General features: G+C 64.4%; 22 protein-coding genes. 12 read left to right on the forward strand and 10 right to left on the reverse strand.

From position 1 onward, the window contains the following. The first annotated feature begins 57 nt into the window (after positions 1 to 57). Positions 58 to 636 (forward strand): TetR/AcrR family transcriptional regulator, encoded by a 579-nt coding sequence (locus AADZ90_RS01145; protein ID WP_367311308.1) that lies wholly within the window; start codon positions 58 to 60, stop codon positions 634 to 636. A gap of 35 nt (positions 637 to 671) precedes the next feature. On the opposite strand, the gene AADZ90_RS01150 is transcribed toward AADZ90_RS01145, so the two are convergent. Together AADZ90_RS01150 and AADZ90_RS01155 are read right to left on the reverse strand one after the other, a co-directional pair. Beyond that, complete coding sequence (locus AADZ90_RS01150) at positions 672 to 1,220, reverse strand: hypothetical protein (RefSeq protein ID WP_367311307.1); 549 nt, start codon at positions 1,218 to 1,220, stop codon at positions 672 to 674. A gap of 207 nt (positions 1,221 to 1,427) precedes the next feature. Further along, entirely contained in the window at positions 1,428 to 2,372 is a 945-nt protein-coding gene (locus tag AADZ90_RS01155) for a P1 family peptidase (protein WP_367311306.1), read from the reverse strand. A 165-nt stretch (positions 2,373 to 2,537) separates the two neighbouring features. Here AADZ90_RS01155 and AADZ90_RS01160 point away from each other — a divergent pair, with 165 nt between their 5' ends. The 7 genes from AADZ90_RS01160 to AADZ90_RS01190 all read left to right on the forward strand — a co-directional run bounded on the left by AADZ90_RS01160 (position 2,538) and on the right by AADZ90_RS01190 (position 9,549). Continuing rightward, positions 2,538 to 3,614, forward strand: a complete 1,077-nt coding sequence (locus AADZ90_RS01160) for a hypothetical protein (protein ID WP_367311305.1) — start codon at positions 2,538 to 2,540, stop codon at positions 3,612 to 3,614. A 148-nt stretch (positions 3,615 to 3,762) separates the two neighbouring features. Then, positions 3,763 to 4,881: a hypothetical protein gene (locus AADZ90_RS01165; protein WP_367311304.1), complete on the forward strand. Its 1,119-nt coding sequence runs from the start codon at positions 3,763 to 3,765 to the stop codon at positions 4,879 to 4,881. Positions 4,882 to 4,950: 69 nt separating this feature from the next. After that, positions 4,951 to 6,891, forward strand: a complete 1,941-nt coding sequence (locus tag AADZ90_RS01170; RefSeq protein ID WP_367311303.1) for an AAA family ATPase — start codon at positions 4,951 to 4,953, stop codon at positions 6,889 to 6,891. After that, complete coding sequence (locus AADZ90_RS01175) at positions 6,888 to 7,214, forward strand: hypothetical protein (protein ID WP_367311302.1); 327 nt, start codon at positions 6,888 to 6,890, stop codon at positions 7,212 to 7,214. The genes AADZ90_RS01170 and AADZ90_RS01175 overlap by 4 nt, the downstream gene beginning before the upstream one ends. 54 nt (positions 7,215 to 7,268) lie before the next feature. Then, on the forward strand, positions 7,269 to 8,621 hold the full coding sequence (locus AADZ90_RS01180) for a DUF6638 family protein (protein WP_367311301.1): 1,353 nt from the start codon (positions 7,269 to 7,271) through the stop codon (positions 8,619 to 8,621). Further along, the gene (locus tag AADZ90_RS01185; RefSeq protein WP_367311300.1) at positions 8,622 to 8,903 is read left to right on the forward strand and encodes a hypothetical protein; all 282 of its coding nucleotides are present in this window, start codon (positions 8,622 to 8,624) and stop codon (positions 8,901 to 8,903) included. A gap of 7 nt (positions 8,904 to 8,910) precedes the next feature. Then, positions 8,911 to 9,549 carry a DUF1523 family protein gene (locus tag AADZ90_RS01190; RefSeq protein WP_367311299.1) on the forward strand — a complete coding sequence of 213 codons (639 nt, stop codon included), beginning with the start codon at positions 8,911 to 8,913 and terminating at the stop codon, positions 9,547 to 9,549. A gap of 39 nt (positions 9,550 to 9,588) precedes the next feature. Here AADZ90_RS01190 and AADZ90_RS01195 read toward each other — a convergent pair whose 3' ends face one another. The 4 genes from AADZ90_RS01195 to AADZ90_RS01210 all read right to left on the reverse strand — a co-directional run bounded on the left by AADZ90_RS01195 (position 9,589) and on the right by AADZ90_RS01210 (position 14,972). Beyond that, positions 9,589 to 10,179, reverse strand: a complete 591-nt coding sequence (locus AADZ90_RS01195; protein ID WP_367311298.1) for a hypothetical protein — start codon at positions 10,177 to 10,179, stop codon at positions 9,589 to 9,591. Between the two features lie 471 nt (positions 10,180 to 10,650). Continuing rightward, the gene (locus AADZ90_RS01200) at positions 10,651 to 12,990 is read right to left on the reverse strand and encodes an aldehyde dehydrogenase family protein (protein WP_367311297.1); all 2,340 of its coding nucleotides are present in this window, start codon (positions 12,988 to 12,990) and stop codon (positions 10,651 to 10,653) included. A gap of 61 nt (positions 12,991 to 13,051) precedes the next feature. Beyond that, the gene (deoC, locus tag AADZ90_RS01205) at positions 13,052 to 14,050 is read right to left on the reverse strand and encodes a deoxyribose-phosphate aldolase (protein WP_411996913.1); all 999 of its coding nucleotides are present in this window, start codon (positions 14,048 to 14,050) and stop codon (positions 13,052 to 13,054) included. Positions 14,051 to 14,111: 61 nt separating this feature from the next. Next, positions 14,112 to 14,972, reverse strand: coding sequence for a helix-turn-helix transcriptional regulator (locus AADZ90_RS01210; protein WP_367311296.1), 861 nt, complete (start codon positions 14,970 to 14,972; stop codon positions 14,112 to 14,114). 187 nt (positions 14,973 to 15,159) lie between these two features. On the opposite strand from AADZ90_RS01210, the gene rpe reads away from it, so the two are divergent. Beyond that, entirely contained in the window at positions 15,160 to 15,837 is a 678-nt protein-coding gene (gene rpe / locus AADZ90_RS01215) for a ribulose-phosphate 3-epimerase (RefSeq protein WP_367311295.1), read from the forward strand. Position 15,838: 1 nt separating this feature from the next. Here rpe and AADZ90_RS01220 read toward each other — a convergent pair whose 3' ends face one another. Continuing rightward, a complete protein-coding gene (locus AADZ90_RS01220; RefSeq protein WP_367311294.1) occupies positions 15,839 to 16,075 on the reverse strand; it encodes a hypothetical protein in 237 nt (78 codons plus the stop codon). A 45-nt stretch (positions 16,076 to 16,120) separates the two neighbouring features. Next, the gene (locus tag AADZ90_RS01225; protein WP_367311293.1) at positions 16,121 to 17,227 is read right to left on the reverse strand and encodes a Hint domain-containing protein; all 1,107 of its coding nucleotides are present in this window, start codon (positions 17,225 to 17,227) and stop codon (positions 16,121 to 16,123) included. Between the two features lie 123 nt (positions 17,228 to 17,350). Here AADZ90_RS01225 and AADZ90_RS01230 point away from each other — a divergent pair, with 123 nt between their 5' ends. Beyond that, the gene (locus tag AADZ90_RS01230; protein ID WP_367311292.1) at positions 17,351 to 17,716 is read left to right on the forward strand and encodes a hypothetical protein; all 366 of its coding nucleotides are present in this window, start codon (positions 17,351 to 17,353) and stop codon (positions 17,714 to 17,716) included. A 4-nt stretch (positions 17,717 to 17,720) separates the two neighbouring features. Here the strand turns inward: AADZ90_RS01230 and AADZ90_RS01235 are convergent, their stop codons facing one another. Further along, positions 17,721 to 18,818: a hypothetical protein gene (locus tag AADZ90_RS01235; protein ID WP_367311291.1), complete on the reverse strand. Its 1,098-nt coding sequence runs from the start codon at positions 18,816 to 18,818 to the stop codon at positions 17,721 to 17,723. A 118-nt stretch (positions 18,819 to 18,936) separates the two neighbouring features. Here AADZ90_RS01235 and AADZ90_RS01240 point away from each other — a divergent pair, with 118 nt between their 5' ends. Together AADZ90_RS01240 and AADZ90_RS01245 are read left to right on the forward strand one after the other, a co-directional pair. Next, a complete protein-coding gene (locus AADZ90_RS01240; protein WP_411996914.1) occupies positions 18,937 to 19,623 on the forward strand; it encodes a response regulator in 687 nt (228 codons plus the stop codon). Further along, positions 19,614 to 20,564, forward strand: coding sequence for a sensor histidine kinase (locus AADZ90_RS01245; protein WP_367311289.1), 951 nt, complete (start codon positions 19,614 to 19,616; stop codon positions 20,562 to 20,564). Before AADZ90_RS01240 ends, AADZ90_RS01245 begins: the two co-directional genes overlap by 10 nt. A gap of 30 nt (positions 20,565 to 20,594) precedes the next feature. Here the strand turns inward: AADZ90_RS01245 and AADZ90_RS01250 are convergent, their stop codons facing one another. Further along, positions 20,595 to 21,116 (reverse strand): hypothetical protein, encoded by a 522-nt coding sequence (locus AADZ90_RS01250; protein ID WP_367311288.1) that lies wholly within the window; start codon positions 21,114 to 21,116, stop codon positions 20,595 to 20,597. Positions 21,117 to 21,482: the final 366 nt, after the last annotated feature.

Below are 21,482 nucleotides of genomic sequence, written 5' to 3' on the forward strand. Positions count from 1 at the left end.
ATTGACCAAAAAACAGATAAGGCATATTTGGTCGACTGTCCAAAAATATTTCAGAGCATGGCCAGACCAAGAACCTTCGACACCGACACAGTCCTCTCAACCGTGACAGATCTGTTCTGGGCCAGGGGCTACGACGCGGTCTCGATCCAGGACCTCGCGAAAGCGACAGGGGTGCGCCCCGGTAGCCTCCATGCGGCGTTCGGCAACAAGAGGGACCTGTTCGAACGCGCCTTCGACCGCTACGGAGAACGTTTTCGAACGCATATGCAGGTGGATCTGCCCGGCTTGCGGGGCGCCTCTCAATACCTCGACCGGCTCGTCACTTCGGCGATTGATGATCCGGCCCGGAAGGGGTGTCTCATCATCAATACCGCGGGAGAGCTCGAGGTCCATTCGGTGGAGATAAAGGCGGGCATTCGCGACAGGCTGGATACCATGAAAGCGTTCTTCCGTGACCGGTTGGAAGAGGATGGGGTTTCATCCGAGGAAGCCACCAACGCCCTCTTCGGCGCCGCGGTTTCCATCTTGACGCTCGCCCGCGCCGGACAACCGAAAGAGGTCCTGCAGGACATCGCAGCTGCCGCCATCGGCCATGTCAACGCGCAGGCCGGCAACCTTCCATCTCAGCACGCGTAGCCGGCTTGGCTGGGCAATCTGCCCACCTCCCCCTCTCAATCCTGATCCAGCATCGGCAACGGAACCCGGGGCGGCCGGGCCGGTGAGATACTCATCGGCGTCCAGGTGATCTCGATCACCTCGACCCGGTCCGCGCTGTCAAACGTGATCTCGTTCATGCACATGTCCAACAGGTTGCCCCTGAAGGACGGGTTCGCGAAGGCAAGCGTTTTCCCCTCCCGGGCCTCCGGATCATACTCCAGTGGGATGATTGAAAGGGTGTCCTCCCGGCTCAGACCAACTCGGATACCGTTGAACATCACCCAGTCGGCCGTCGTGGCCGTAATCCTGAAAATTCTGCCCGACTTCTTCACCGACACACGCATTCCGTCATCAACCACCAACTCGACATCCGTCCCGCCGGAATCCGGAGCCGCCACACCGATAGCCGCAAGCTCGCTCGCGGGGCGCGCCAGTTCGATCACAGACCCGTCCACGTCCGAAGTCAGGGTACATTCCCGAAAGGCATCACCTGCGCGCGTCTCGGCCATGCTGCCGCCTCCGATGACGATTGCGGCCGATGCCAGCGCGACCAGGACTTTCATGAAAATCATCTCTCCAAATGCAGAAAACAGGCGGTCTGGGCGGCAGCATACAATCCGACCGCGGATCCCGAAACCGTTTCTCCCGTTGCGCTGCAGTGCAGCAGAACGGTCCGTTACCGCGGGATCCCGTCCTTTCGATGTCCGACAGAAAGCCGACAGAGTGCCGACCGAACGCCGACATGGCCTTTTCCATAAAAACAAGGGTGTTTACCCCCGATTCGCCTCGAAGACCCCGCGCGCCACCGCCCGCGCAACGCACGTTGCCGCGGCGTGGCACAACAGGGCCATCTCTACTGGCCCGTCCGGCCTCGGCCCGGTTCCGGTGGCGGCGGCGAAGATCAGGTCGCCGTCCAGCGGCGTATGTGCCGGCACGATCGCCCGGGCCAGCCCGTCATGGGCCGCGACCGCCATCCGCGTCGCCTCGGCCTGGGTCAGGGCGGCGTCGGTCGCCACGATCCCGATCGTCGTGCTGCCCCCGAGCGCCCCGATTTTCGTCCTGATTTCCAACGGATAGTCCGAAGCAGCCCCATGGCCCCCGAACTCATCTCCGATCTCCCAAGGCGCCGCCCAATACTGCGGCCCGCTACCCACCAGCGCCGAGCCCAGCGCGTTGACCGCCACCAGCGCTCCGACAACCCCGCCGCCAGGCAAGACCTCCGAGGCGGAGCCTAGCCCGCCCCGCGCCGTCGCCGTCGTCGCCCCTGTCCCGGCGCCTGCACGGCCCAGTGCAAACTCCTCCCCGGCGCCATCCAATGCCGCCCGACCCAACGCCTTATAGGGGTTCTCGTCCCACCGGCCATCCTCTTGTAAATCAAACAAAATCGCCCCCGGCACGATCGGCACGCGATGCGGCCCCACCGCAAATCCCCGCCCCGTCTCGGCCAGCGCATCCGCCACGCCCGAGGCCGCATCCAGCCCGAAGGCAGAGCCGCCCGACAGCACCAGCGCATCCACCTCCTGCACCGTCCGGTCCGGCGCCAGCAGATCCGTCTCGCGCGTCCCCGGCGCCCCGCCCATCACGTGAACCCCCGCCACGAACGGCCGGTCGCCAATCAGAACCGTCACCCCCGTCGCAATCCGCTCGTGGGACACGTTACCCACACGCAGCCCATCGACATCGGTGATCAGGTTGCGGGGTCCGGTCCGGGGCATCGCGCTCTCCTTCCCCTCAAAAAGGCACCGGAAAACCGGACCTTGACAACACCTTCCGCGCCGAATTTGCCACAACCCCTTGCGCAATCCCCCCGTTCTGCAATGAAAATGATGCAAGGACGGCCCATATGACGGGCAGGGACAGATTAACGAGGGGATTTCGACATGGCCGATTTCGACGCCCAGATCCGGGAGAGCCAGGAGCAGGTTGCCGCGGCACAAAGCAAGATTTCCGAGCTGACCAGCCGGATCGAGATGGCGCGCCAGAAGATGGCCGACGGCACCGATATCTCGGTCGATATCGAGAATGCTTCCCTCGAAGACGTCCATACCCATACCGACGCGATGAACGCCAACATCGCCGAGCTGATCATGGGCCTCGACGACGTCACCTCCCAGTTTTCCAAGGAATTCGACGAGATGCGGTCGAAAACCGGCTGGGAACGCGTGGTCGGCGTCTTCGCCAAGGCCAAGGCGGAATCCATGCGGCAAGAGCGGATGCGGACGGCCAGCGTCGATGACAAGCTGCAGGACCTGATCTCGAAATCCGATGTCATCGTGCAGCTTCTGCAAGGCCAGCTCGACGTGCTGAACGAACAGAAGCAGAAGGTCGAAACGAACCTGACCGGCACCCTGGAAGAGCGCGAGACGACGGTTGCCGAGCTCGAAACGGTCCGCACCGAAGTTGCCGCGATGGACCCCAGGATCATCGAGCTGGAAAACAAGATCTCGGTCGAACAGGACGCCGCCGCCCGCACCCGGCTGGAGACGGAACTGGCCGAGCTCAACACCCGCTACAACGAACTGGTCCAGGAAGAGCAGGTGAAGCTCGCCAAGTCCCAAACCCTTGAGCGCTATATCGAAAAGGGCAAGACCTGGACGGACAGCCTGCAGAACCAAGCAGCAACCCAGATGGTGCTGATCAACAAGCTGCAGACGGACACCAAGCAGCGGGTCGTGCTCTATGATGCGCTGACCAAGTCGCTCAAGACCGCGCAACAGCAGGACGTCGCCCACCGCATCAACGAGATCGGGGTGAAGACCGATCAGGAGGCGCAGACGGCGATGGCCGCCATCGGATCCGCCACCAACACACGGATGGCCGAAATGATGGAGGCGCATGAGGGCCACATGGTCTTTGCCCGCGAGATCCTGGAGGCCAAGGCGAAGGCCGACGAACGCTTCGCCCGCCGGTTTGAGAAGATCGTCGAGAAGCACGACAAGAACCTCTATCAGGCATGACCTGCAGGGCCTTCGGCCTTGGATCCGGCCCCGTATCTGAAACGGTTTCTGGGGCGCTGCCCCCGCCGCCCACGGGGCGGCTCCCCCGAGGTATTTCCGGCAAGATGAGGATGACCGCGCGCATCCCGTTCTCGCAGGGTCTGCGGTCATGACCGGGACCGACGCGGCCGCGACCCAGCTCCACGACACCCGCATCACGCGGCGCTATTTCCGCAAGTTCGAGGCGATAACCGGCCATCTCGCCCGGGTCGCTGCCCTGATGGAGGCGGAAGGTCATCTGGCCCGGCAGGACGTCGACGTGCTGGCCCGTTACCTTGTGGGCCTCACCTGGACGTTCCGGGCCCTGCGCTGGAAATACATGTTCGCGGGCCGCTACGCCCAGGCCGGACAGCTGGATTTCGACCGGTCCGGCAGCGGCTTTCCCATCTTTTCAGAGCTGCTGGAGATGGCCTCGGACGCCGCGCAGGCCAACCGCCACCTGGCCCAGGGACGCAGCACCGAGGCGCTGAAGGACGAGATGCTGCGGGTCATCCTCGGTGACCTCCAGATCCCGACATCCCTGCAATACGCGATGGGCCAGCGGCTTTACTACGAAGAGATGGCGACGGGAGAGCTCTTCTGGGCGCGCAACGACCCGGTCGCCCTCTGGCAGGGCAATACCGGCCAGCGGCGGCGGTTCCTGCTCCATTGGGCGGTCTATGACAGCCAGGTGAACCTGCCCACGATCTATCTGATGGATGTCGAGGATTCCGGCCGCACGGCGCTGCCCAAGGACGACAGGCGCTGGCCCGCCGTGCAGGCCCATCTGATCGCCCAGGCGCTGGCTCACCTCAAGCTTGTCACCATCGCCCGCGGCTTCGACCGGGATTTCGACGACCTGCATCCCAAGCGGCTGCGTCGGTTCCACGTGGGCCCGATGTATTCCCACGCCTTCACCAGCCAGACCGGCCCCTTGAAGGAGGTCATGGCCGCCGCCCGCGCCCCCGAGGGCGAGGATTGGGCGCTGGTCTGGACGGAAGAGAACCTGGTCAGCGAACGCGTCGAGCAGGAAAAAGCCGGCTGGTTCGGCAGCGTCGACCGCGAGATCTTCGCGCTTGACCTGTTCGCGCAGCAGGGCGTCGTTGATCTGGGCGCGACGACGCTGGAACGTTCGATCATCCTGCCCCAGCGGGTCTATCAGGCTCTGGCCGAGACGCGGCCGCCGGGGTTCTCCTCGGTGCGGAAGTTCGTGGTCGGCGCGGGCGGCAGGGTGGTGAGCTATCGATAACGGCGCATTCTCGTCGCCGGGGGTGCCAAGGGTGAGATTGACGTCAATGACATTTGAAGAGGCGAAACGATGAGCCAGAGCGGCAATCAGATGGAGCTGCGCGAAGAGGCGGTGACGGGGCAATACGACGCCGCGATCGCGCTGATGGACGGGTTCGACCATTCGCCCCGGATCGCCAGCGGAGGGGCGGCGGCCCCGGCACCGGAACGCTCTTCGGGGATCGGGACGCGGCGGCGGTTTCGCTCCACCACCCCCGGCCTCGTCACCCAGAGGACGCACCGCCCCGAAGGCGTCCACCTGATCGAGCGGATCGAAAGCGCCGAAGCCGAGGATGCGCTGGTCTCTCCCATTCAGGCCGCGGTCCTTCAGGGCCTCCGCCGGGCGCTCGCCATCGCCCTCGCGCTGGGGGAAGAGGTCGCGGATCGCTCCGGCCTCTCAGACCTCAAGCGCGCGAACCTCGAAAGCGCGCTCCCCAACGACCGCAAGCGCGAGTTCACCGAGCTTCTGGCGGTCGAGGCCCTGGCCACCGCCCATGTCTTCGGCTCCGCCGTTGCCTTCCTGCTGGCCGACAAGGTCGGCAGCGAAACGGTCGAGGTCGGCGAGGTGCAGGAGCTACTGCTCGAAAACGGCTCCCTCGCGCTCCACGGCATCCTGTGGGAGCTTGACCAGGACCTCGCCCGCTTCGCCAAGGATGACGGCACGATGGTCGCGACCGTTCTCGCCTTCGCCGAGGCGCTGATGGAAAAGGTCGCCGCCCGGTCCAGCGGGGTCGCGCGGCTGGACGCGTTCACCGGCGCCTCCTGGCGGGTCGAAGCGGACGATTTCGTCATCGACGGCTTCGCGCCGGCCCGCGCCCGCAAGGGCACGACGCTCACCATGACGTTCAAGCAACCGAACGAGGTCGTGGGCAATCACATCGCCAAGTACCAGGCGCTGCGGCTGTCGAAGATGCTGATGGCCTACGACTTCGACCGGCGGCTCAACCCCTTTGCCGAGCTGGGCGGCTTCATCTTCACCTTCATGGGCGACGGCGCGCCGGGCACCGGCAAGACCACCCTGATCCAGATGATGGCGGGGCTGATCTCGGGCTATTGCGAAACGGCGGGCTATGCCTTCCGCTACCAGAACCTCTCGACCGACAATATCGACAGCTACCAAGGCAAGTCGGGCCAGAATGCCAAGGCCTTCATCAACAATGTCATCGATCCCGGCGTGATCGGCTTCGGCACGATCGACGATATCGACCAGCTGGCGGGCAAGCGCGGCGACCGCCAGTCGTCCGCAGGCCAGCTCGAAATCACCGCCGTGCTGATGGAAAGCTTCGCGGGCGCCAACACCGTCGTGCGCGGCAACTGCACCTTCGGCATGTTCTCGAACTACCCCGAAAACGTCGATGACGCCCTGCGCCAGCGGGCCGGCGCCCGCTTCCTCGTCGACGGGCCGCGGACGCGCGAGGACTATATCGACATCCTCTACCTGCTGATGGGCCGCAACCACGACATTCCCGTCGGCGATCACGAGATCTTCGAGGCGCAGGAGATCAAGAAGGCTGTCTCGGCCAGCTTTGCCAGCCACTCGAAACCCCATGAAGAGGGGCTGATCCGCGTCTTCGACCAGGTCCACAGCCAGATCGGCGAGCTCGACACGATCGCCAAGCTCGGCACCTACCTCAAGGCGATCCAGGAGGCCGACGAACGCTTCACCGGCCGCGCGATCAAGAACATCACCGACGCGGTGAAGGTCCGTGCGATGGATTTCGAGCTGCCGGATGAATGGATGGAGGACCCCGACCTCTTCCTCTTCAAGCCTTACGACACCAAGAAGGCGATGATCGAGGAACTGCGCGTGCCGATCACCACCGACATGGTGATCCAGGAGATCAACCGCTACGCCGACAGCGAATTCCGCTATGCCGACAAATCCGACGAGGTCGCCATCGAAAACGCCGTGCGCGAGATGGGCCGGATGGAGGAAGCCAAGCGCCGGTATCTGGCGGAGAAGCAGGGATGATCACCGACGGGCTGATCTTCCCCGCGCTCCTCCTGGGCGCCCTCGGCTGGGTCATCCCGCGGCTTCTCTTCCCCGTCTTCCCCGAAGGCGTGGGCCCCCTGATCCGCCTGGGCCTCCTCTCCACGCTCCTGCTGCTCATCGCCTCTGCGCTCACCATGCTCGCCCTCTATCTCGCCCGCGGCATGCCGCCGGAACTGGCGGGCGACGGCGGCGCGGTCTGGTACTTCCTGCGCCTGGGCGCGATGTCCTCCATCCTCTGGGCGCCCGTCATGGTGCTCACCATCGCCAGCTTCCCCAAGCGCTGGAAAGAGGTGGAATGGTAAGGCAACGCCTTGAAAATCAGGCAAAAATAGCCATTTTTAGGAGTAGGAGGGACGATGCGGCGACTAATTGAACGGGGATTGATGTTCGGGAACCTCGTGGAGGTCTCGTCCCCCGTCTGGGTCGACCGCTACAACCGCGCGTTGGACCATCTGACGGGCCAGCAGACCGCCCTCACCGAGTTCCACATCGACATCTCCGGCTACTCGCCCGAAATCGCCGACGAGCTGGGCGATGACCTCTACCTCAACCACGCGGGCGTGAACCGGCAGTTCATCCTGCTCACGACCGAGCAGAAGGCCGCGCCGCTTCTGAACATGAAGTTCTCCACCTCCCGCGGCATCCTCCGCCAGTTCATCGAGGAAAATGAGGCGCAGCTCTTCGCGCTGACCGCCCGCGACGCGGTGGCGGGCGAGCTCGTGAATTCCGTCTACAGCGTGCCCACCGCCGCCCGCCTCTTCGATATCCGCAAGATCCGGGTCGAGGCCGACACGACCGGCGGCGCCGTCCGGCAGGCGGCCGAGCTGCGCGAAAAGATCATCCACTTCAAGACCGAGGAAGACGCCTGGTTCGATGACGTCCTGATCGCCGAGATGATCTCGATCGCCAAGGAAACCGGCGATGTCAGCCGCAATCCGATCACGCTGAACGAAGGCGAGTTCGAACAGGGGAACTTCTGGACCGACCATTTCGGCGGCCTCTACGTCTTCCGCGACATGGAAAAGCCCGCCGTCATCACTGCGGGGGATACCGAAGACCTGGGCGAGCTGCCGGTGAAACGCGTCCTCGACCTCTCGGAACGCACCGGCATCGCCCAGTTCCTGCAGGAAAACAGCCTGACCGAACCGATCATCGAGGCGCGTGGCATCGACGCGGCCCGGATCCTGCGCCAGAAGCTCGACTTCATCATCGTCGACGTGGCCGGCGCCATGGGCGATAGCATCGGCCGCGGCACCCGCGGCGAGATGCGCGCGCTCGCCCGGCGCTACCACGATATCCTGCCAGAGACGTTCCATGGCCTCGCCGCGCTTCTCCGCTGGGCCGAGGGCGGCGGGCCCTGGCCCACGATCACCAGCGAGCATCCGGCCTATTTCTACGGCCTGCGCGCCGCGCCCCACACGGATGCAGACCTCGTCAACATGCTGCTGGCCGAGCTCTGCCCGCTCGACATCCGCCAGCTCTTCATCTGTCATAAAGAGGCGTTCTATGCCGCCTACCGCGACTGGTCCGATCCCAAGAAAGACTATGTGGCGCGCTTCCTCGAACGCGACTACATGGAAGACAAGGCCGCCACGCGCGAGGCGCTGTTCGGCCACAACGCACCCGACCGCAGGGACACGGCCCGCGACCGCGACACCGAGCGTCTGATCGAACGGGTCGGCCCCTGGGGCGCGGTAAGGAGGAACTAAATGGCGTTCGTCCGGCTTCTGGTCATGCTTCTGGCGGTCCTGACCGTCGTCTATTTCTGCGTTTCGATCTATTCGCGCATGGCCCGGCGCGAGAAACTCGAACGGGAATTCGAACTGGAACGCCTTAGCGACCCGTCGATCTCTCCCGCCGAAAAGGACGAGTTCGTCAAGCGCGGGATGGTCGATTATGACGGCTCGCTCAGAAAGCGGCTGATCCTTCTGGTCTATGTCGTGCCGCTGGCAGTGATCGGCACGATCATCTACACTGTGAACCACATGTGAGGCGGCAATGGCATTCTATCTGAAATGGCTCTTCTGGGGGTCGCTGGCGACGATCCTCGCAGGCTTCCTCTACTATACGCTGCCGCAGACCGATGTCGTCCGCGTGGTCGAAACCGAAGTCCGCCGGGTGGATCTGGGCGGAGAGAACACGCTCTTCTGGTCCCAGCCCGATGCGGGGCAGGCCGTAAACGATACCCGCGACGTCTTCTTCATCCAAACGGAACTGCCTAATGGACGCCCAATGGTGTATCGCAACGAAGACACAGGGTGGGGCTGGCCGCCCTATTTCAAGTTCGATACCGCCAACCTACAAACTCAAGCAAGCGCCCTCAGAACTCGCGATATAGATGACCAAAGATGGGCTGCGATACGCCATTACGGCGTCCGGATCCCATATCTCTCGATCTATCCCAACGCGGTCACGATCCGCGCCGTCGATGGCCCTGACGTCCGGATCATCCCCTGGATCGCGATCATCTGCTGGATCCTCGTGATCTCGTTCATCTGGTTCGTCACCGCCCGCTGGCTGCGCTTCAAGCGCCGCTACATCTCTCCCCGCGTCGACCGGGCCGATGCATGGTACGACGACAAGACCGGCCGGTTCTCACGCTGGGTCGACACCTGGCGCAGCAAGCCGCGGTCCTGATCACGGGTGGGGACGGCCCGAAAGCCGCCCCCGATACGCTCAGAAGCGGAAGACCGCCCCCAGCTCGTACTGATTGAGATCCTCGCCGAAACGGCCCGCAGCCCGGATCCCGAAATTCGGCGCAAGATACTGGGTATATCCCAGTTTCGAAGACCATTCGCTGCCCTCGATCCCGGTAAACTGGATCTCGCCGTCCAGAACACCGGCCGACCCGATCCCGAACTCTATGTCGGCAGCGACGAAATAGGTCGAGTCCTCGAGTTCTACACCGAAGCTCTCCAGAACGTCGTCGAAATCGGTCTCGACATTACCACCGATGACACCGGCAGCGACCGAAAAGGCATACCCCGGGTCCTGTGCCAAAGTGTGACGGTAACCCAACTGTCCGATATTCACGTCGACGTCGAAGCCGAAGATCTCATCCGAATACTGCCGCCAGTCGCCCACGATCTTGCCGTCGGGACTGACGCTGAAGCGTCCGGCGATACCAAACCCTGAAGCCTCGTAGTCGTCGCCGACCTCGATCGTCGCGGAGTATCCGTAGACGTAGTCGGAGTTGACGTATTCGTTCGCCAGCGCCGGGGTGGCGGCAAAGCAAACCAGCAAGGCAGGAATGATAAGATGTTTCATAGGTCACGTTCCAAGACGTCCTTCCAATGCGAGGACGGTCGGACCCAAGCAGCAATTCCGTCGCTGCCCCAGCCTGAATATGAACACCATTCAATTTCCATGCCCCGGATGCAACATCATGGCTGAAGCAAAACAGGCAGCCGCACTGTTTTCCTTGGCCGATGACGTTGCGCGGCATATTCACGGGGACCGCCCGTGCCCGAAAAAACGCATCTGCTCCTGCAGAAATCTCTTCAGCATGAACCGGCCCAGCCAAGGCCGGAAACCGGAAAGGTCAGGAAAACCTTAATTGACCTAAAGGCAGATATTCACGCCAGAAACCAAGTCCTTCGTCACCCTGCCTTCCTAACCCAGAGCGTTAACGTTAATCGGCGTTAGGGTTAACGCATGCGCGTAGGAGAACGCGAGGCTCACCTATCACGTCTAGACCGTCACCGAGGCCCGGCAAATGCGCGCAAGACGCGCCCGCATTCACTCGCCGTAGGGAATCCAGACCGTCTTGATCTCCGTCGCCGCCTCCAGAAACGCCTCGGATGTATTCGCGGTCCAGTCCATTGCCGCGCCATTATTCATCCAGGTCCGCTTCAGGTTGCCGACCGCCCCCCGTTCCACCGCGCCCGACAGGTCGCTCGACGAAAACGTCCAGACCGCATCCACATCCAGATGCTCCGACAGCGTCTTGGCCAGCTCTGAATGGCTGCCGGTCAGCAGGTTCACGACGCCCGCGGGCACGTCCGACGTCTCGAGGATCTGGATCAGCTCGCGCACCACCATCGGATAGGCTTCCGAGGCGACGAGGATCATCCGGTTGCCCATCGCCATGCCCGCCGCCATCGCCGTCACGAGGGCCAGCAAAGGCGCCTCGTCCGCCGCCAGCACGCCGATCACGCCGACCGGTTCCCGCATGGCCAACGCCGTGCCGCGCAACGGCACCGGTTTGGCGCGGCCTTCGACCTTGTCCGTCCAGGCGGCATAGGTGAACAGCCGATCGATGCTTGCCGCGACCTCCGCCGCGCCGTCCTTGGCGCCGGTCATCGCATCCAGCGCCTTGGCCAGCTCTCCTTCCCGCGCCGCCATGTTCTCGGCGATGTAGTACAGGATCTGCGCCCGCAGATGCGCCGTAGCAGCCCCCCATCCGTTGGCCGCCTGCGCCGCCTCCACCGCGTTGCGCACGTCCTTCCGGTTCGCCACCGACACCTGCCCCAGCAGCGCGCCCTTCGGCCCGTAGACCGGCGTCGAATAGCCCCCATCGGGCCGCGCCTGTTTCCCACCGATATACAACTTCACCGTCCGGTCGAGCCCCGCCTCGCCCGCCGCGCCGTTCCCCTCGTGCGGCAGAACCCGCTTCAGCGCCTTCGGCTTTCCGGCGGCCTTGGTATAGGCGCGCAGCCCCTCCCAACCGCCTTCCCGGCCGAACCCGCTTTCGCGCACGCCGCCGAACCCGGCGGCCGCGTCGAACAGGTTCGTCGCGTTGATCCAGACAACCCCCGCCGCCAGCTTCGGCGCCACGTCGAGCGCCAGGTTCACATTCTCCGTCCACACCGTCGCCGCCAATCCGTAGCGCGTGTTGTTCGCGATCTGCACCGCTTCTGCCGGGGTCCGGAAGGTGGTCGACACCAGCACCGGCCCGAAGATCTCCTCCTGCATCAGCGTATCCGCCGGGGCCAGGCCGGTGATCAAAGTCGGCGGATAGAACGCCCCTTCCGCGGGCAGCGTCACCGCCGCGCGGTGCACCTCACCTGCCGTGTTCGCATCGACCAGCCGGGTGATCGCCTGCAGCTGCACCGGGTCGATCACCGCGCCGATATCGATCGCCTTATCCAGCGGGTCGCCGACCCGCATCTTGTCCATCCGCGCCTTCAGCTTGGTGTGAAACCGCTCGGCCACGCTCTCCTGCACCAGCAGCCGAGACCCCGCACAGCAGACCTCGCCCTGATTGAACCAGATCGCATCGATCAGCCCTTCAACGGCTGAATCAAGATCGGCATCGTCGAACACGATGTAGGGCGACTTCCCCCCCAGCTCGAGCGTCAGCGGAATGCCCCGCGCCGCCGTCGCCTCGCGGATCCGGCGGCCCACGGCGGTCGACCCGGTGAAGGCGATCTTGTCGACCTCCGCACCCACCAGCGCCTCCCCCGTCGCGCCATCGCCGGTCACGATGTTGACGACGCCCGCCGGGATCCCCGCCTCCACGCAGATCTCGGCGAACAAGAGCGCTGTCAGCGGCGTGTATTCCGCAGGCTTCAGGACCACCGTATTGCCCATCGCCAGCGCCGGAGCCACCTTCCACGCCAGCATCAGCAGCGGGAAGTTCCACGGCACGATCTGCCCGCACACGCCCAACGGCACGCGCCCCGGCAGTTCATCCTCCATCAGCTGCGCCATTCCGGCGTGATAGTAGAAATGCCGCTGCGCCAGCGGCACATCGATATCCCGGCTCTCCCGGATCGGCTTGCCGTTATCCAGCGTCTCCAGAACGGCGAACAGCCGGCTGTGCTTCTGCAAGAGCCGCGCCAGAGCATAAAGCGTCCGCGCCCGCCCATGGCCGCCCAACTTCCACCAGTCCGCCTGCGCCTTCCGCGCCGCCTTCACTGCCGCCGCAACGTCCGCCGCGCTGCCCTGGGTCACCTCCGCCAGCACCGCTCCCGTCGCCGGATTCTTCGTCTCAAACGTCTTTCCCGGCTCGGTGAACCCGCCCCCGATGAAATGCCCGAAGCGACCCCCCTGCTTCTCGATCCAAGCCAATGCCTCGGCAGCACTTTCAGGCGCAGGACCGTATTCCATCGTCTCGAAGATCTCCTTTACCGTCATCGCACGGCTCCCCGCTTCATCTGGCCCCAAATACTTAAATCCGACCTCTCCACCGGCGCCATCACCCGATCGCATGCCGCCACGACGCCGAATAGGCGCCTGTCAGGTGGTGTTCCAGCTGCCGCTCGATATCTCCCAGCAGCGACGACGCCCCGAACCGGAACAGATCCGGCTGCAGCCAGCGATCTCCCAGCTCGTCCTTCATCATCGCAAGGTAGACCAGCGCGTCCTTCGCCTTCGAAATCCCCCCGGCGGGCTTGTAGCCCACGCGGTGCCCCGTCCGCTCATGAAAATCCCGGATCGCGCGGATCATCGTCAGCGTCACCGGCAGGGTCGCGTTGACGCTTTCCTTGCCGGTCGAGGTCTTGATGAAATCCGCCCCGGCCATCATGCAGACATACGAGGCCCGCGCGACGTTGCGCAGCGTCCCCAGCTCTCCCGTCGCAAGGATCGCCTTCACATGGGCCGGCCCGCAGGCCTCGCGGAACGCCCGCATCTCGTCATAAAGCGCCTGCCACCGCCCTTCCAACACATGGCGGCGGGAAATCACGATATCGATCTCCTCGGCTCCGGCCTTCACGCTCTCCTCGATCTCGGCGATGCGCAGATGGAGCGGCGACAGCCCCGCCGGAAACCCGGTCGACACGGCGGCCACCGGAATGCCCGTCCCGCGCAAAGCATCCACCGCCGCAGCCACCATCTCGTGATAGACGCAGACCGCGCCCACCGTCAGCCCCTCCATCCCCAGCGCGGCCAGCAGATCCGCCCGCACCGGCTGGCGCGCCTTGGCGCAGAGCCGCCGCACCCGCGCCTCGGTGTCGTCGCCCGACAGCGTCGTCAGATCGATGCAGGTGATCGCCTTCAACAGCCACGCCGCCTGCCACTCTTTCTTGACCGACCGCCGCCCCGGCAGGGTCTGCGCCCGCCGCTCGATGGCCGAGGTATTGGCCTGCACGGCGCGCACCCAGGACAGGTCCAGCGGCAGGCCGGGATTGCGGATCTCGACGGCCTGCGGCAGGTCCTGCGGCCGGTGCTGAAGGGCGGTATCGGGCTTGGTCACGGGCGGCGCTTTCCGGGGCTTTAACGGCAGGCCCCGATCCTCTCACGCCAATGCGCCCGCTTCAAGCGTCCTCGGGTTCCGGACGGGGGGCAACCAGCCGGTGCTGGCGCTGCTTGCGGTAGGCATGCGGGGTCGCCCCGTGATGCTGCCGGAAAAGACGGTGAAAGTGGCTCAGGTTCGGGATCCCGCAATCGGTCGCGATCTCGGCCAGGCTGTCCTCCGTCCCGACCAGCCGCCGTGCCGCATGCTCCATCCGCACGCTGTTCACGTATTCCGACGGGCTCTGGCCCAGGAACCGCCGCGCCGTCCGGCTGACATGGGCATGCGCCCGCCCGGTGACGCGCACGAACCCGGCAGCGCCTTCGCGGAACACCCGCGGCTCCCGCGCGGCGGCACAGGCGCGCAGCAGCCAGTCCGGCGCATCCTCCGGCGCCGCGGCGGCTGGCATCAGTCCTGCAAAGAGCGGCAGCAGAAACGCCTCCGCCTGCAACACCCCCCGCGCGCCCGTCTCCAGCATCAGGGCCGTCCGCGACAGCTCCGTCAGCTGGCGGATGTCGCGCGGATGCCGCTCCGGCAGATCCGCCTCCGACCAGAAGAACCGCCCCGCCAGCTCCGCGTGCCGGGCGCGCAAGGGCGCCAGCACCTCGTCGGACAGGATCACGTTCACCATATGCGTCTCTTCGCCCCGCCCCTGCAGGGCATGAACGTCGCGCGGGCGGATGAAGACGATATCGCCCTCCTCCAGCTCCTGCGCGCGGTCGTTGATCCGGTGCCGCGCGCGGCCATGCTGGATCCAGAAGACCTCATGGAAATCATGGCCATGCAGCCGCGTCGCCCGCGACCGCGGCAGAACCGACCTGCTGAAATGAAGCGCTTCGCCGGGCCCAAGGACTTCCCGGCTGAGAATCTGAATAATCGACATGCGCCAGATGCTACATCATCGTCCCATGAAGGAAATGTGACAGAGCGCGCACCTGCGGCCCCCTGCCGCGCCCCGCCGAAAGGCGCCAAAACGATGGGCGTCCCGCCGCCGGACGCGGCAATCGCCGCCCCCCGTGACAACCGGTCCAAAAGCGCGCAGAACAGGGACATTCCGAGCGGAGACCGCCATGCGCCCCATCAAGATCGCCCCGTCCATCCTCGCCGCCGATTTCGCGAATTTCGGCGCCGAATGCCGCGCGGTCGAGGCCGAGGGCGCCGACTGGATCCATGTCGACGTGATGGACGGGCACTTCGTCCCCAACCTCACCTTCGGCCCGCCCATGGTGAAGGCGCTTCGCCCGCACGTGAAAGGCGTGATGGACGTCCACCTGATGATCGCCCCGGTCGATCCCTATATCGACGCCTTCGCCGATGCCGGCGCCGACATCCTGACCGCCCATGTGGAGGCCGGGCCACATATCCACCGCACGCTGCAGGCGATCCGCGCCGCGGGCATGCGCCCAGGCGTGGCGCTGAACCCCGCCACCCCGGCCGAGGCGGTGGCCCACGTCCTCGACCTCGTCGACCTGATCTGCGTGATGACGGTCAATCCCGGCTTCGGCGGGCAATCCTTCATCCCGATGGAGGATAAGATCCGACAGCTGCGCGACATGGCAGGCGATCGCGACATCCATATCGAGATCGACGGCGGCGTGACGCCCGCAACCTCGCCAGGCGTCACCGCCGCCGGAGCGGACGTGCTCGTGGCGGGCTCCGCCGTCTTCAAGGGCGGCTCAGCCGACGATCCGGCGCCTTACGGACGCAACATCGCCGCGATCCGCAACGCCTGCGCTGCCGCCAGCTAACTCATTTCGGCATCGGACACGGCCGACTTCGGCGCGGGGTCATATAGCCTTCCACACCATCGTCGATCACCCAATGCTGGCACCCGTCGGGATCGACCCAAACCTCCGCCACGCCATTCTGCAATGGACCGGCATCGATACCCGTATCGACAACCGTCCGATTATCGTCAGGAACGCCACACCCCGCCAGCGCAATAGGAATTGCGCTGGCATAAAACAGACATGATCTTGGCTTCATGAAATGGTCCTCTTTGTGGTTCCATTTCCCACTCCCCAGTGTGCTCTAAAAAGAACTCGTCACAAGCTGCCCCTCATAACTCTTCAACGACAATCGCGCGGCCTGACCATAGCTGTCGGGTTGCGTTTCCAGTTCCGGAAATATCTTTAACAATTCCTCAAGCTGCTTCGATTCTATACTGTCCATCGACATTTCGCCGGGATGAAAGCTTTCGCACGGCGCGCCTTCGGCAAAGACGATTTCATGTTTTTTGAACAAAATATGGTAGTATTCTACCTCTCCCCCTTCGCATCTGTTCACCCGATCCGAACCAAGAAGATGTTTGGCGGCCACCAGTATTTCGGGCTCACCGAAATAAAGCTCTGCCTGCCAGCCCCGCAAAAGAACCCGGTGCTGCGGAGAGAGGATCAGATCCCTCTCGTTTCCAATGGCTCCGGCATCGATCCTGATCGGCGCAAGCGATCCTTCCGCCGGCACCGCCCGGTGACCAATCCACGTGATCGGTTGCAGCCCCTTATCAAGCGTCTCGACCAGATCCCCGACCTTTAGCGTTTCGACAGGCACCTCCCCGCGATCCGTAAGGATGAGAGTTTCGCGCGCGAAACAGAAAACTGTGGCCGAGATCGACCCAACACCGATCGTACCGGCAGGTTCACCGGACGATCCATTGTCGGTAATGATGAAAATCGTCGAAACGGGGCCTGGTATCGTTACGGTAATACTGTCGGGCGCACCTGCACCATCAAAAGCGTCGGAGGTATTTCCGTCGGCTTCGACAGTATTTGCATCCGTTTGCACATGGTACGATTCCAGATTGGAAAACGTGATCGGGATCTGAATACCGTCAGCATCAAATGCAATAATCGTGATCTCATCGTCGAATGTCGTTTCGTCACTGTCGAGGTCGTATATCTCAAATGTAACGTCCGTCACCGGCGTCGAAAATCCGACCGAACTCGTAGCAGGTTCGCTGGCACCGCTTGTTAATATGGTGCCACCAGGGAATTCTGAATTAGTTCCGTTATCAGGGAAATAGGTATAAGCCGGAGCTGAATTGACCGTGACAGTGGTGCTCAGACCATTCGTATCATCCGTTTCGACAACGCTCCCCGATGCTCCGCCAAGTTCGTCCCAAGTGAAGAGAAATGGCATATTTCCGCTCCTTTTGGCCCGCCCACAGAATTTGAATTGACAGTATGGGTTGTTAAAGCCTCCATTGATTCTACCTATACGATAGATCGAAATTCACTTAACTCCTAGTTGAGTCTCCCGGAGTTGGGGAAACTCGCCGATCCGTCTTCCAGCTGCACAGGAGTTGAGCAATTGCCCGCCGTGTTGATGCCAGAAGAAACGTCGAAGCGACTTCGCGACCGGATAGAGGCGCTATCGAAACTGACGGAAGTCAGGCTGTTCCCCGCAAAAGGCGAGCGTCATTTCGTCCACTTCACATCAGACGACCTCGACCTCTTCGACGGCGAAGGCGGAGAGCCCTACATCCTCGCCGTCCGGAACCACGATCTCCTCACCGTCACTATCCCGGAAAAAGAAGGCGACCGGTCAAACTATATCCCCGTGCGGAACGAAAAGGCCCTGCAACGCATCGATCCGTTCTGGAGCGCTAAGCCGGCGATGCAGTCCTGACCACTCAGGCCCAATCCGTCGCGTCCAGAAGCGCCGCCGCCTCCGCATCCGGCACCCCCCGCACCGGGCGGTTCCGCGCATTCCCCTTCCAGTCGGTCGAAATCCCCCGGCAATGAAGGTATCCCGCCGCCCCGCTGACGCTCCCGACGGATGGCAGCCCTTCCAGGTCGTGCACGTCCCAGCTGCGGCGCCCAAAGAAACTCTGCGGGCGGATGCAGTATTTCGTGGGGCAGTCCGGGTCCTTCGCCCGCCGGAACCGGTGGTCCCGGTGCCGGAACGGCCCCGCCTGCCCCTTCTCCGGCGTCATCCAGCGCCCCGCAAACCGCACCAGCCCCAGCCGGCTCTCGGCCGCCATATCGAAGATCCGCGCGTCCTGGCTCCACACCAGCTCGTCGATATCGCATTGCAGCACCGCCCGCGCCCGCCCCAGGAACCGCAGCCGCGCGATGTTCAAAAGCGCCGTCTGCAGGAACTTCGTCCGCCGCGCATAGGGCGGCTTGCCGCGCGGCCCGTAGGGAAAGGGCGCCGGCACCACCACCGCGCGCCGCACGCCCGCCCGGGCCAGCGCCGCCGCGGCCTCCTCGGGCGGCACCCGCACCGATCCGTTGTCGAACAGCAGCACCCCTGCCAGCCCGTGATGCTGCACGTGGAACCGCGCGAAATCCTCGATCCAGACCGGATCGTTGTCCTTCGTGATCGCCACATGGGCGTTCATCCCGGCGAACAGCCCCGTTTCATCCCGTGACACCGCCGACCCGAACCGCTGCCCGTCGGCCTCCAGCGACACGACCAGCCCGGACCCCGCCAGCTCCACCACGTCATGCCGCCGGTACCGTCGCACCCGCCGCACCGGCACTGCGCGGCCATCCACCGTGAACTGCCCCGCCCGCACCAGCCGCCCCAGCGACCCCAGCTTGGGGCAGATCAGCAGCGTCTGCCCGCCCACGGCAACGGCGTCGTACCACAGCGTTTCCGCATCGAACGCGGCCTCGTAGCCCTCCGTCCGATACCGCTCCGGCACCGGGATCGCGCGCGAAAACCCCGTCCCCGTCACACGCGCGCTCGCCAGTTGCGGCGCGATCCTGTCCCCCATGTCACTCATCTCCGCGCCGGTAGCACGCCTGCACGGAATTTGCACATATGCTCAGCCACCACCCGTCAAATCCTCATCTACTTCCGTCCCCGCGCGATCCGCGCCAATCTACGCCAAAGAAAAGGACATGGGGCAGATGACGGAAATCCTGATCGCAGACGACGATCCCTCGATCCGCGACCTGTTGCGCATCGCGCTGGAAGAGGCCGGTTTCGCCGCCTTCGAAGCCGCCGATGGCGAGGCCGCGCTGGAGCTTGGCCGCAGCGGACGCGCCGCGCTCATCATCCTCGATATCGGCATGCCCGAACGCGACGGGCTCGAGGTGTGCCGCGAGATCCGCAAGACCTCCGACGTGCCGATCCTGTTTCTCACCGCCCGCCAGGACGAGATCGACCGCATCCTCGGGCTCGAGATCGGCGCCGACGACTACGTCACCAAACCCTTCTCCCCGCGCGAACTGGTCGCCCGCGTCAAGGCGATCCTCAAGCGCACCCAGCCCGCCGCGGCCAATGCCACGCTCCGCCGCGGCCGCCTCGCCCTCGACCCCGATCGCCACCTGTGCGAGATCGCGGGCGAGGCGGTGCCGCTCACCGCCCGCGAGATGGAGATCCTGTCCCGCCTGATGACCCGCCCCGACCACGTCCTGTCGCGGCCCCAACTGGTCGACGCCGTCTACGGCACGAACATCCATGTCAGCGACCGCACGCTCGACAGCCACCTGCGCAACCTGCGCGGCAAGCTCGAAGCGGCGGGCTGCATCGACGCCATCGAAACCGTCCACGGCGTCGGCATCCGGATGGGCCCGTGTCGCTAAAGAACGGGCCCGCCGGGCGCATCCGCGTCAAATGGCGCCCGTCGCTCGGCCTCGTCGTCGGCGGCACCCTCCTCATCGTCCTCGGCCTGCCCTTCGCGGGCCTCTTCGCCGCGCGCCTCTTCGACCCGCCGATGACCTGGCCCAAGGCCTGGGCCGTCCTCGGCACGGTCACGGCGGTCACGGCGATTCTCGGCTTCCTCCTCTGGCGCCTCCTCGTCCGCCCGATCCGCGACCTAGCCGCAAAGGCCGCCGAGATCGAGGCCGGCGGCCCCGTCACCCCGCTCGACCATTACGGCACCTCCGAACTGCGCGACCTCGGCGCCGCCGTCCTGCGCATGGGCGAGGTGCTGCAGAACCGCGAGGCCACGATCCGCGCCTATACCGATCACGTGACGCACGAGTTGAAATCGCCGCTCACCGCCGTCGCCGGCGCCGCCGAACTGCTCGAAGGCGATCCCGGCCCCACGACCCGCACCCGGCTGGCCGCGCGGATCGGCGAGGCGGCCGACCGCATGACCCGCCTCGTCGAGGCCCAGCGCGACTGGGCCCGCGCGACTGAGGCCGCCCGCGGCACCGCGACGCTCTCCCAGGCAACGGCCGGCCTCGCCCTGCCCATCGATGTGACGCAGGACGGCACCGTGCCGCTCTCGCCCGAGGCGCTGCATGTCGTCCTCCTCCACCTCGCCCGCAACGCGGCCGAGGCCGGGGCGACCCGTCTGCAAGCCACCGCAACCGAGGACGGCCTGAGCGTCACCGACGACGGCCCCGGCATCTCCAACGGCAATCGCGGCCGCATCTTCGACCCCTACTTCACCACCCGCCGCGACAGCGGAGGCACCGGCATGGGCCTCGCCATCCTCCGCCGCCTGATCGAGGCCCAGGGCGGCCGCATCGACCACCACCCGACGGATAAGGGCGCGCGGTTCGACGTTACGTTCTGACGGACAGCCGATCGGCGAAGGCTCCGACAGCTATCCTCCGTCGAGGTTCTTCAAGGTACATTGGCGTGCCCTGATGCAGTCCAAAAGGGCCGCTCGATGGGCCGCTCCCTCGATCGGATAGACATATATCTGCGTATCGCCGATCCATGGCCCCTCGGGATCCGGCCGCCAGCCGCAAGAATACTGATACACTCCCATCAGAACACTTGGGCGTCCCACGAACACGAACAGATGTTCTTGCTCATAGTGCATCGGCGACGGACGAAAGTACCAGATCTCGGCAGGGAAGGACCCCCATCTGACCTTGGAAGATATGGGGCCTCTCCAACGGCCAGCTTCGAACACCAGCCCGGTGAAGACACCCTCTTCGGCTGTTCTCTGCGGGAATTCTCCGGTGAACTTGCCGATCCCCAGGACAATCTCATCACTATCGGTGACCGGTGTATCGATACCGTTCAGAAGCTCTTCTGTCGTCGGAGGTGGAAGGCACCTCAAAGCGTGCGCAGTCAATGGTAGCGTCAGGAGAAAAACCATGAAAAGCGAACGGAGCATTCAAGTCCTTCCAGAGTCATCAGCCACTGGCCCGGCCCGGTTCTTACAACCCCGTAGGGTGCGTGCTTGCACAGGCCTCTCACGAAGAACAATCCTGCCCATCTGCGTGATTGTCCACGCCGTTGCGCTGCACTGCAGCAGAACGGTCCGTTACTCGGCTGATTTCAGGTTTCCCCTCCGACCAAATGCCGACGTGATGCCGACCATATGCCGCACAGCCAATTCTTCCCGAAAAACCAGCATTAACAAATGATTCGCAGCCAGACCGCGTTGCCGACCCGAAACCTGCCCGAACCGCCCCTTAACGATCACTCAGGATCTGTGACGACTCACAGGTTTCCCAAAGGCGCCGTCCCACCCGATCCG

The sequence above is a fragment of the Aestuariibius violaceus genome (assembly GCF_040779325.2).
In the GTDB taxonomy this organism is placed as follows: Bacteria; Pseudomonadota; Alphaproteobacteria; order Rhodobacterales; family Rhodobacteraceae; genus Aestuariibius; species Aestuariibius violaceus.

Coding starts and splice junctions, on each gene's coding strand:
- AADZ90_RS01145 (WP_367311308.1), top strand. CDS start 58: ATGGCCAGACCAAGAACCTTCGACACCGACACAGTCCTCTCAACCGTG.
- AADZ90_RS01150 (WP_367311307.1), bottom strand. CDS start 1,220: ATGAAAGTCCTGGTCGCGCTGGCATCGGCCGCAATCGTCATCGGAGGC.
- AADZ90_RS01155 (WP_367311306.1), bottom strand. CDS start 2,372: ATGCCCCGGACCGGACCCCGCAACCTGATCACCGATGTCGATGGGCTG.
- AADZ90_RS01160 (WP_367311305.1), top strand. CDS start 2,538: ATGGCCGATTTCGACGCCCAGATCCGGGAGAGCCAGGAGCAGGTTGCC.
- AADZ90_RS01165 (WP_367311304.1), top strand. CDS start 3,763: ATGACCGGGACCGACGCGGCCGCGACCCAGCTCCACGACACCCGCATC.
- AADZ90_RS01170 (WP_367311303.1), top strand. CDS start 4,951: ATGAGCCAGAGCGGCAATCAGATGGAGCTGCGCGAAGAGGCGGTGACG.
- AADZ90_RS01175 (WP_367311302.1), top strand. CDS start 6,888: ATGATCACCGACGGGCTGATCTTCCCCGCGCTCCTCCTGGGCGCCCTC.
- AADZ90_RS01180 (WP_367311301.1), top strand. CDS start 7,269: ATGCGGCGACTAATTGAACGGGGATTGATGTTCGGGAACCTCGTGGAG.
- AADZ90_RS01185 (WP_367311300.1), top strand. CDS start 8,622: ATGGCGTTCGTCCGGCTTCTGGTCATGCTTCTGGCGGTCCTGACCGTC.
- AADZ90_RS01190 (WP_367311299.1), top strand. CDS start 8,911: ATGGCATTCTATCTGAAATGGCTCTTCTGGGGGTCGCTGGCGACGATC.
- AADZ90_RS01195 (WP_367311298.1), bottom strand. CDS start 10,179: ATGAAACATCTTATCATTCCTGCCTTGCTGGTTTGCTTTGCCGCCACC.
- AADZ90_RS01200 (WP_367311297.1), bottom strand. CDS start 12,990: ATGACGGTAAAGGAGATCTTCGAGACGATGGAATACGGTCCTGCGCCT.
- AADZ90_RS01210 (WP_367311296.1), bottom strand. CDS start 14,972: ATGTCGATTATTCAGATTCTCAGCCGGGAAGTCCTTGGGCCCGGCGAA.
- rpe (WP_367311295.1), top strand. CDS start 15,160: ATGCGCCCCATCAAGATCGCCCCGTCCATCCTCGCCGCCGATTTCGCG.
- AADZ90_RS01220 (WP_367311294.1), bottom strand. CDS start 16,075: ATGAAGCCAAGATCATGTCTGTTTTATGCCAGCGCAATTCCTATTGCG.
- AADZ90_RS01225 (WP_367311293.1), bottom strand. CDS start 17,227: ATGCCATTTCTCTTCACTTGGGACGAACTTGGCGGAGCATCGGGGAGC.
- AADZ90_RS01235 (WP_367311291.1), bottom strand. CDS start 18,818: ATGAGTGACATGGGGGACAGGATCGCGCCGCAACTGGCGAGCGCGCGT.
- AADZ90_RS01240 (WP_411996914.1), top strand. CDS start 18,937: ATGGGGCAGATGACGGAAATCCTGATCGCAGACGACGATCCCTCGATC.
- AADZ90_RS01250 (WP_367311288.1), bottom strand. CDS start 21,116: ATGCTCCGTTCGCTTTTCATGGTTTTTCTCCTGACGCTACCATTGACT.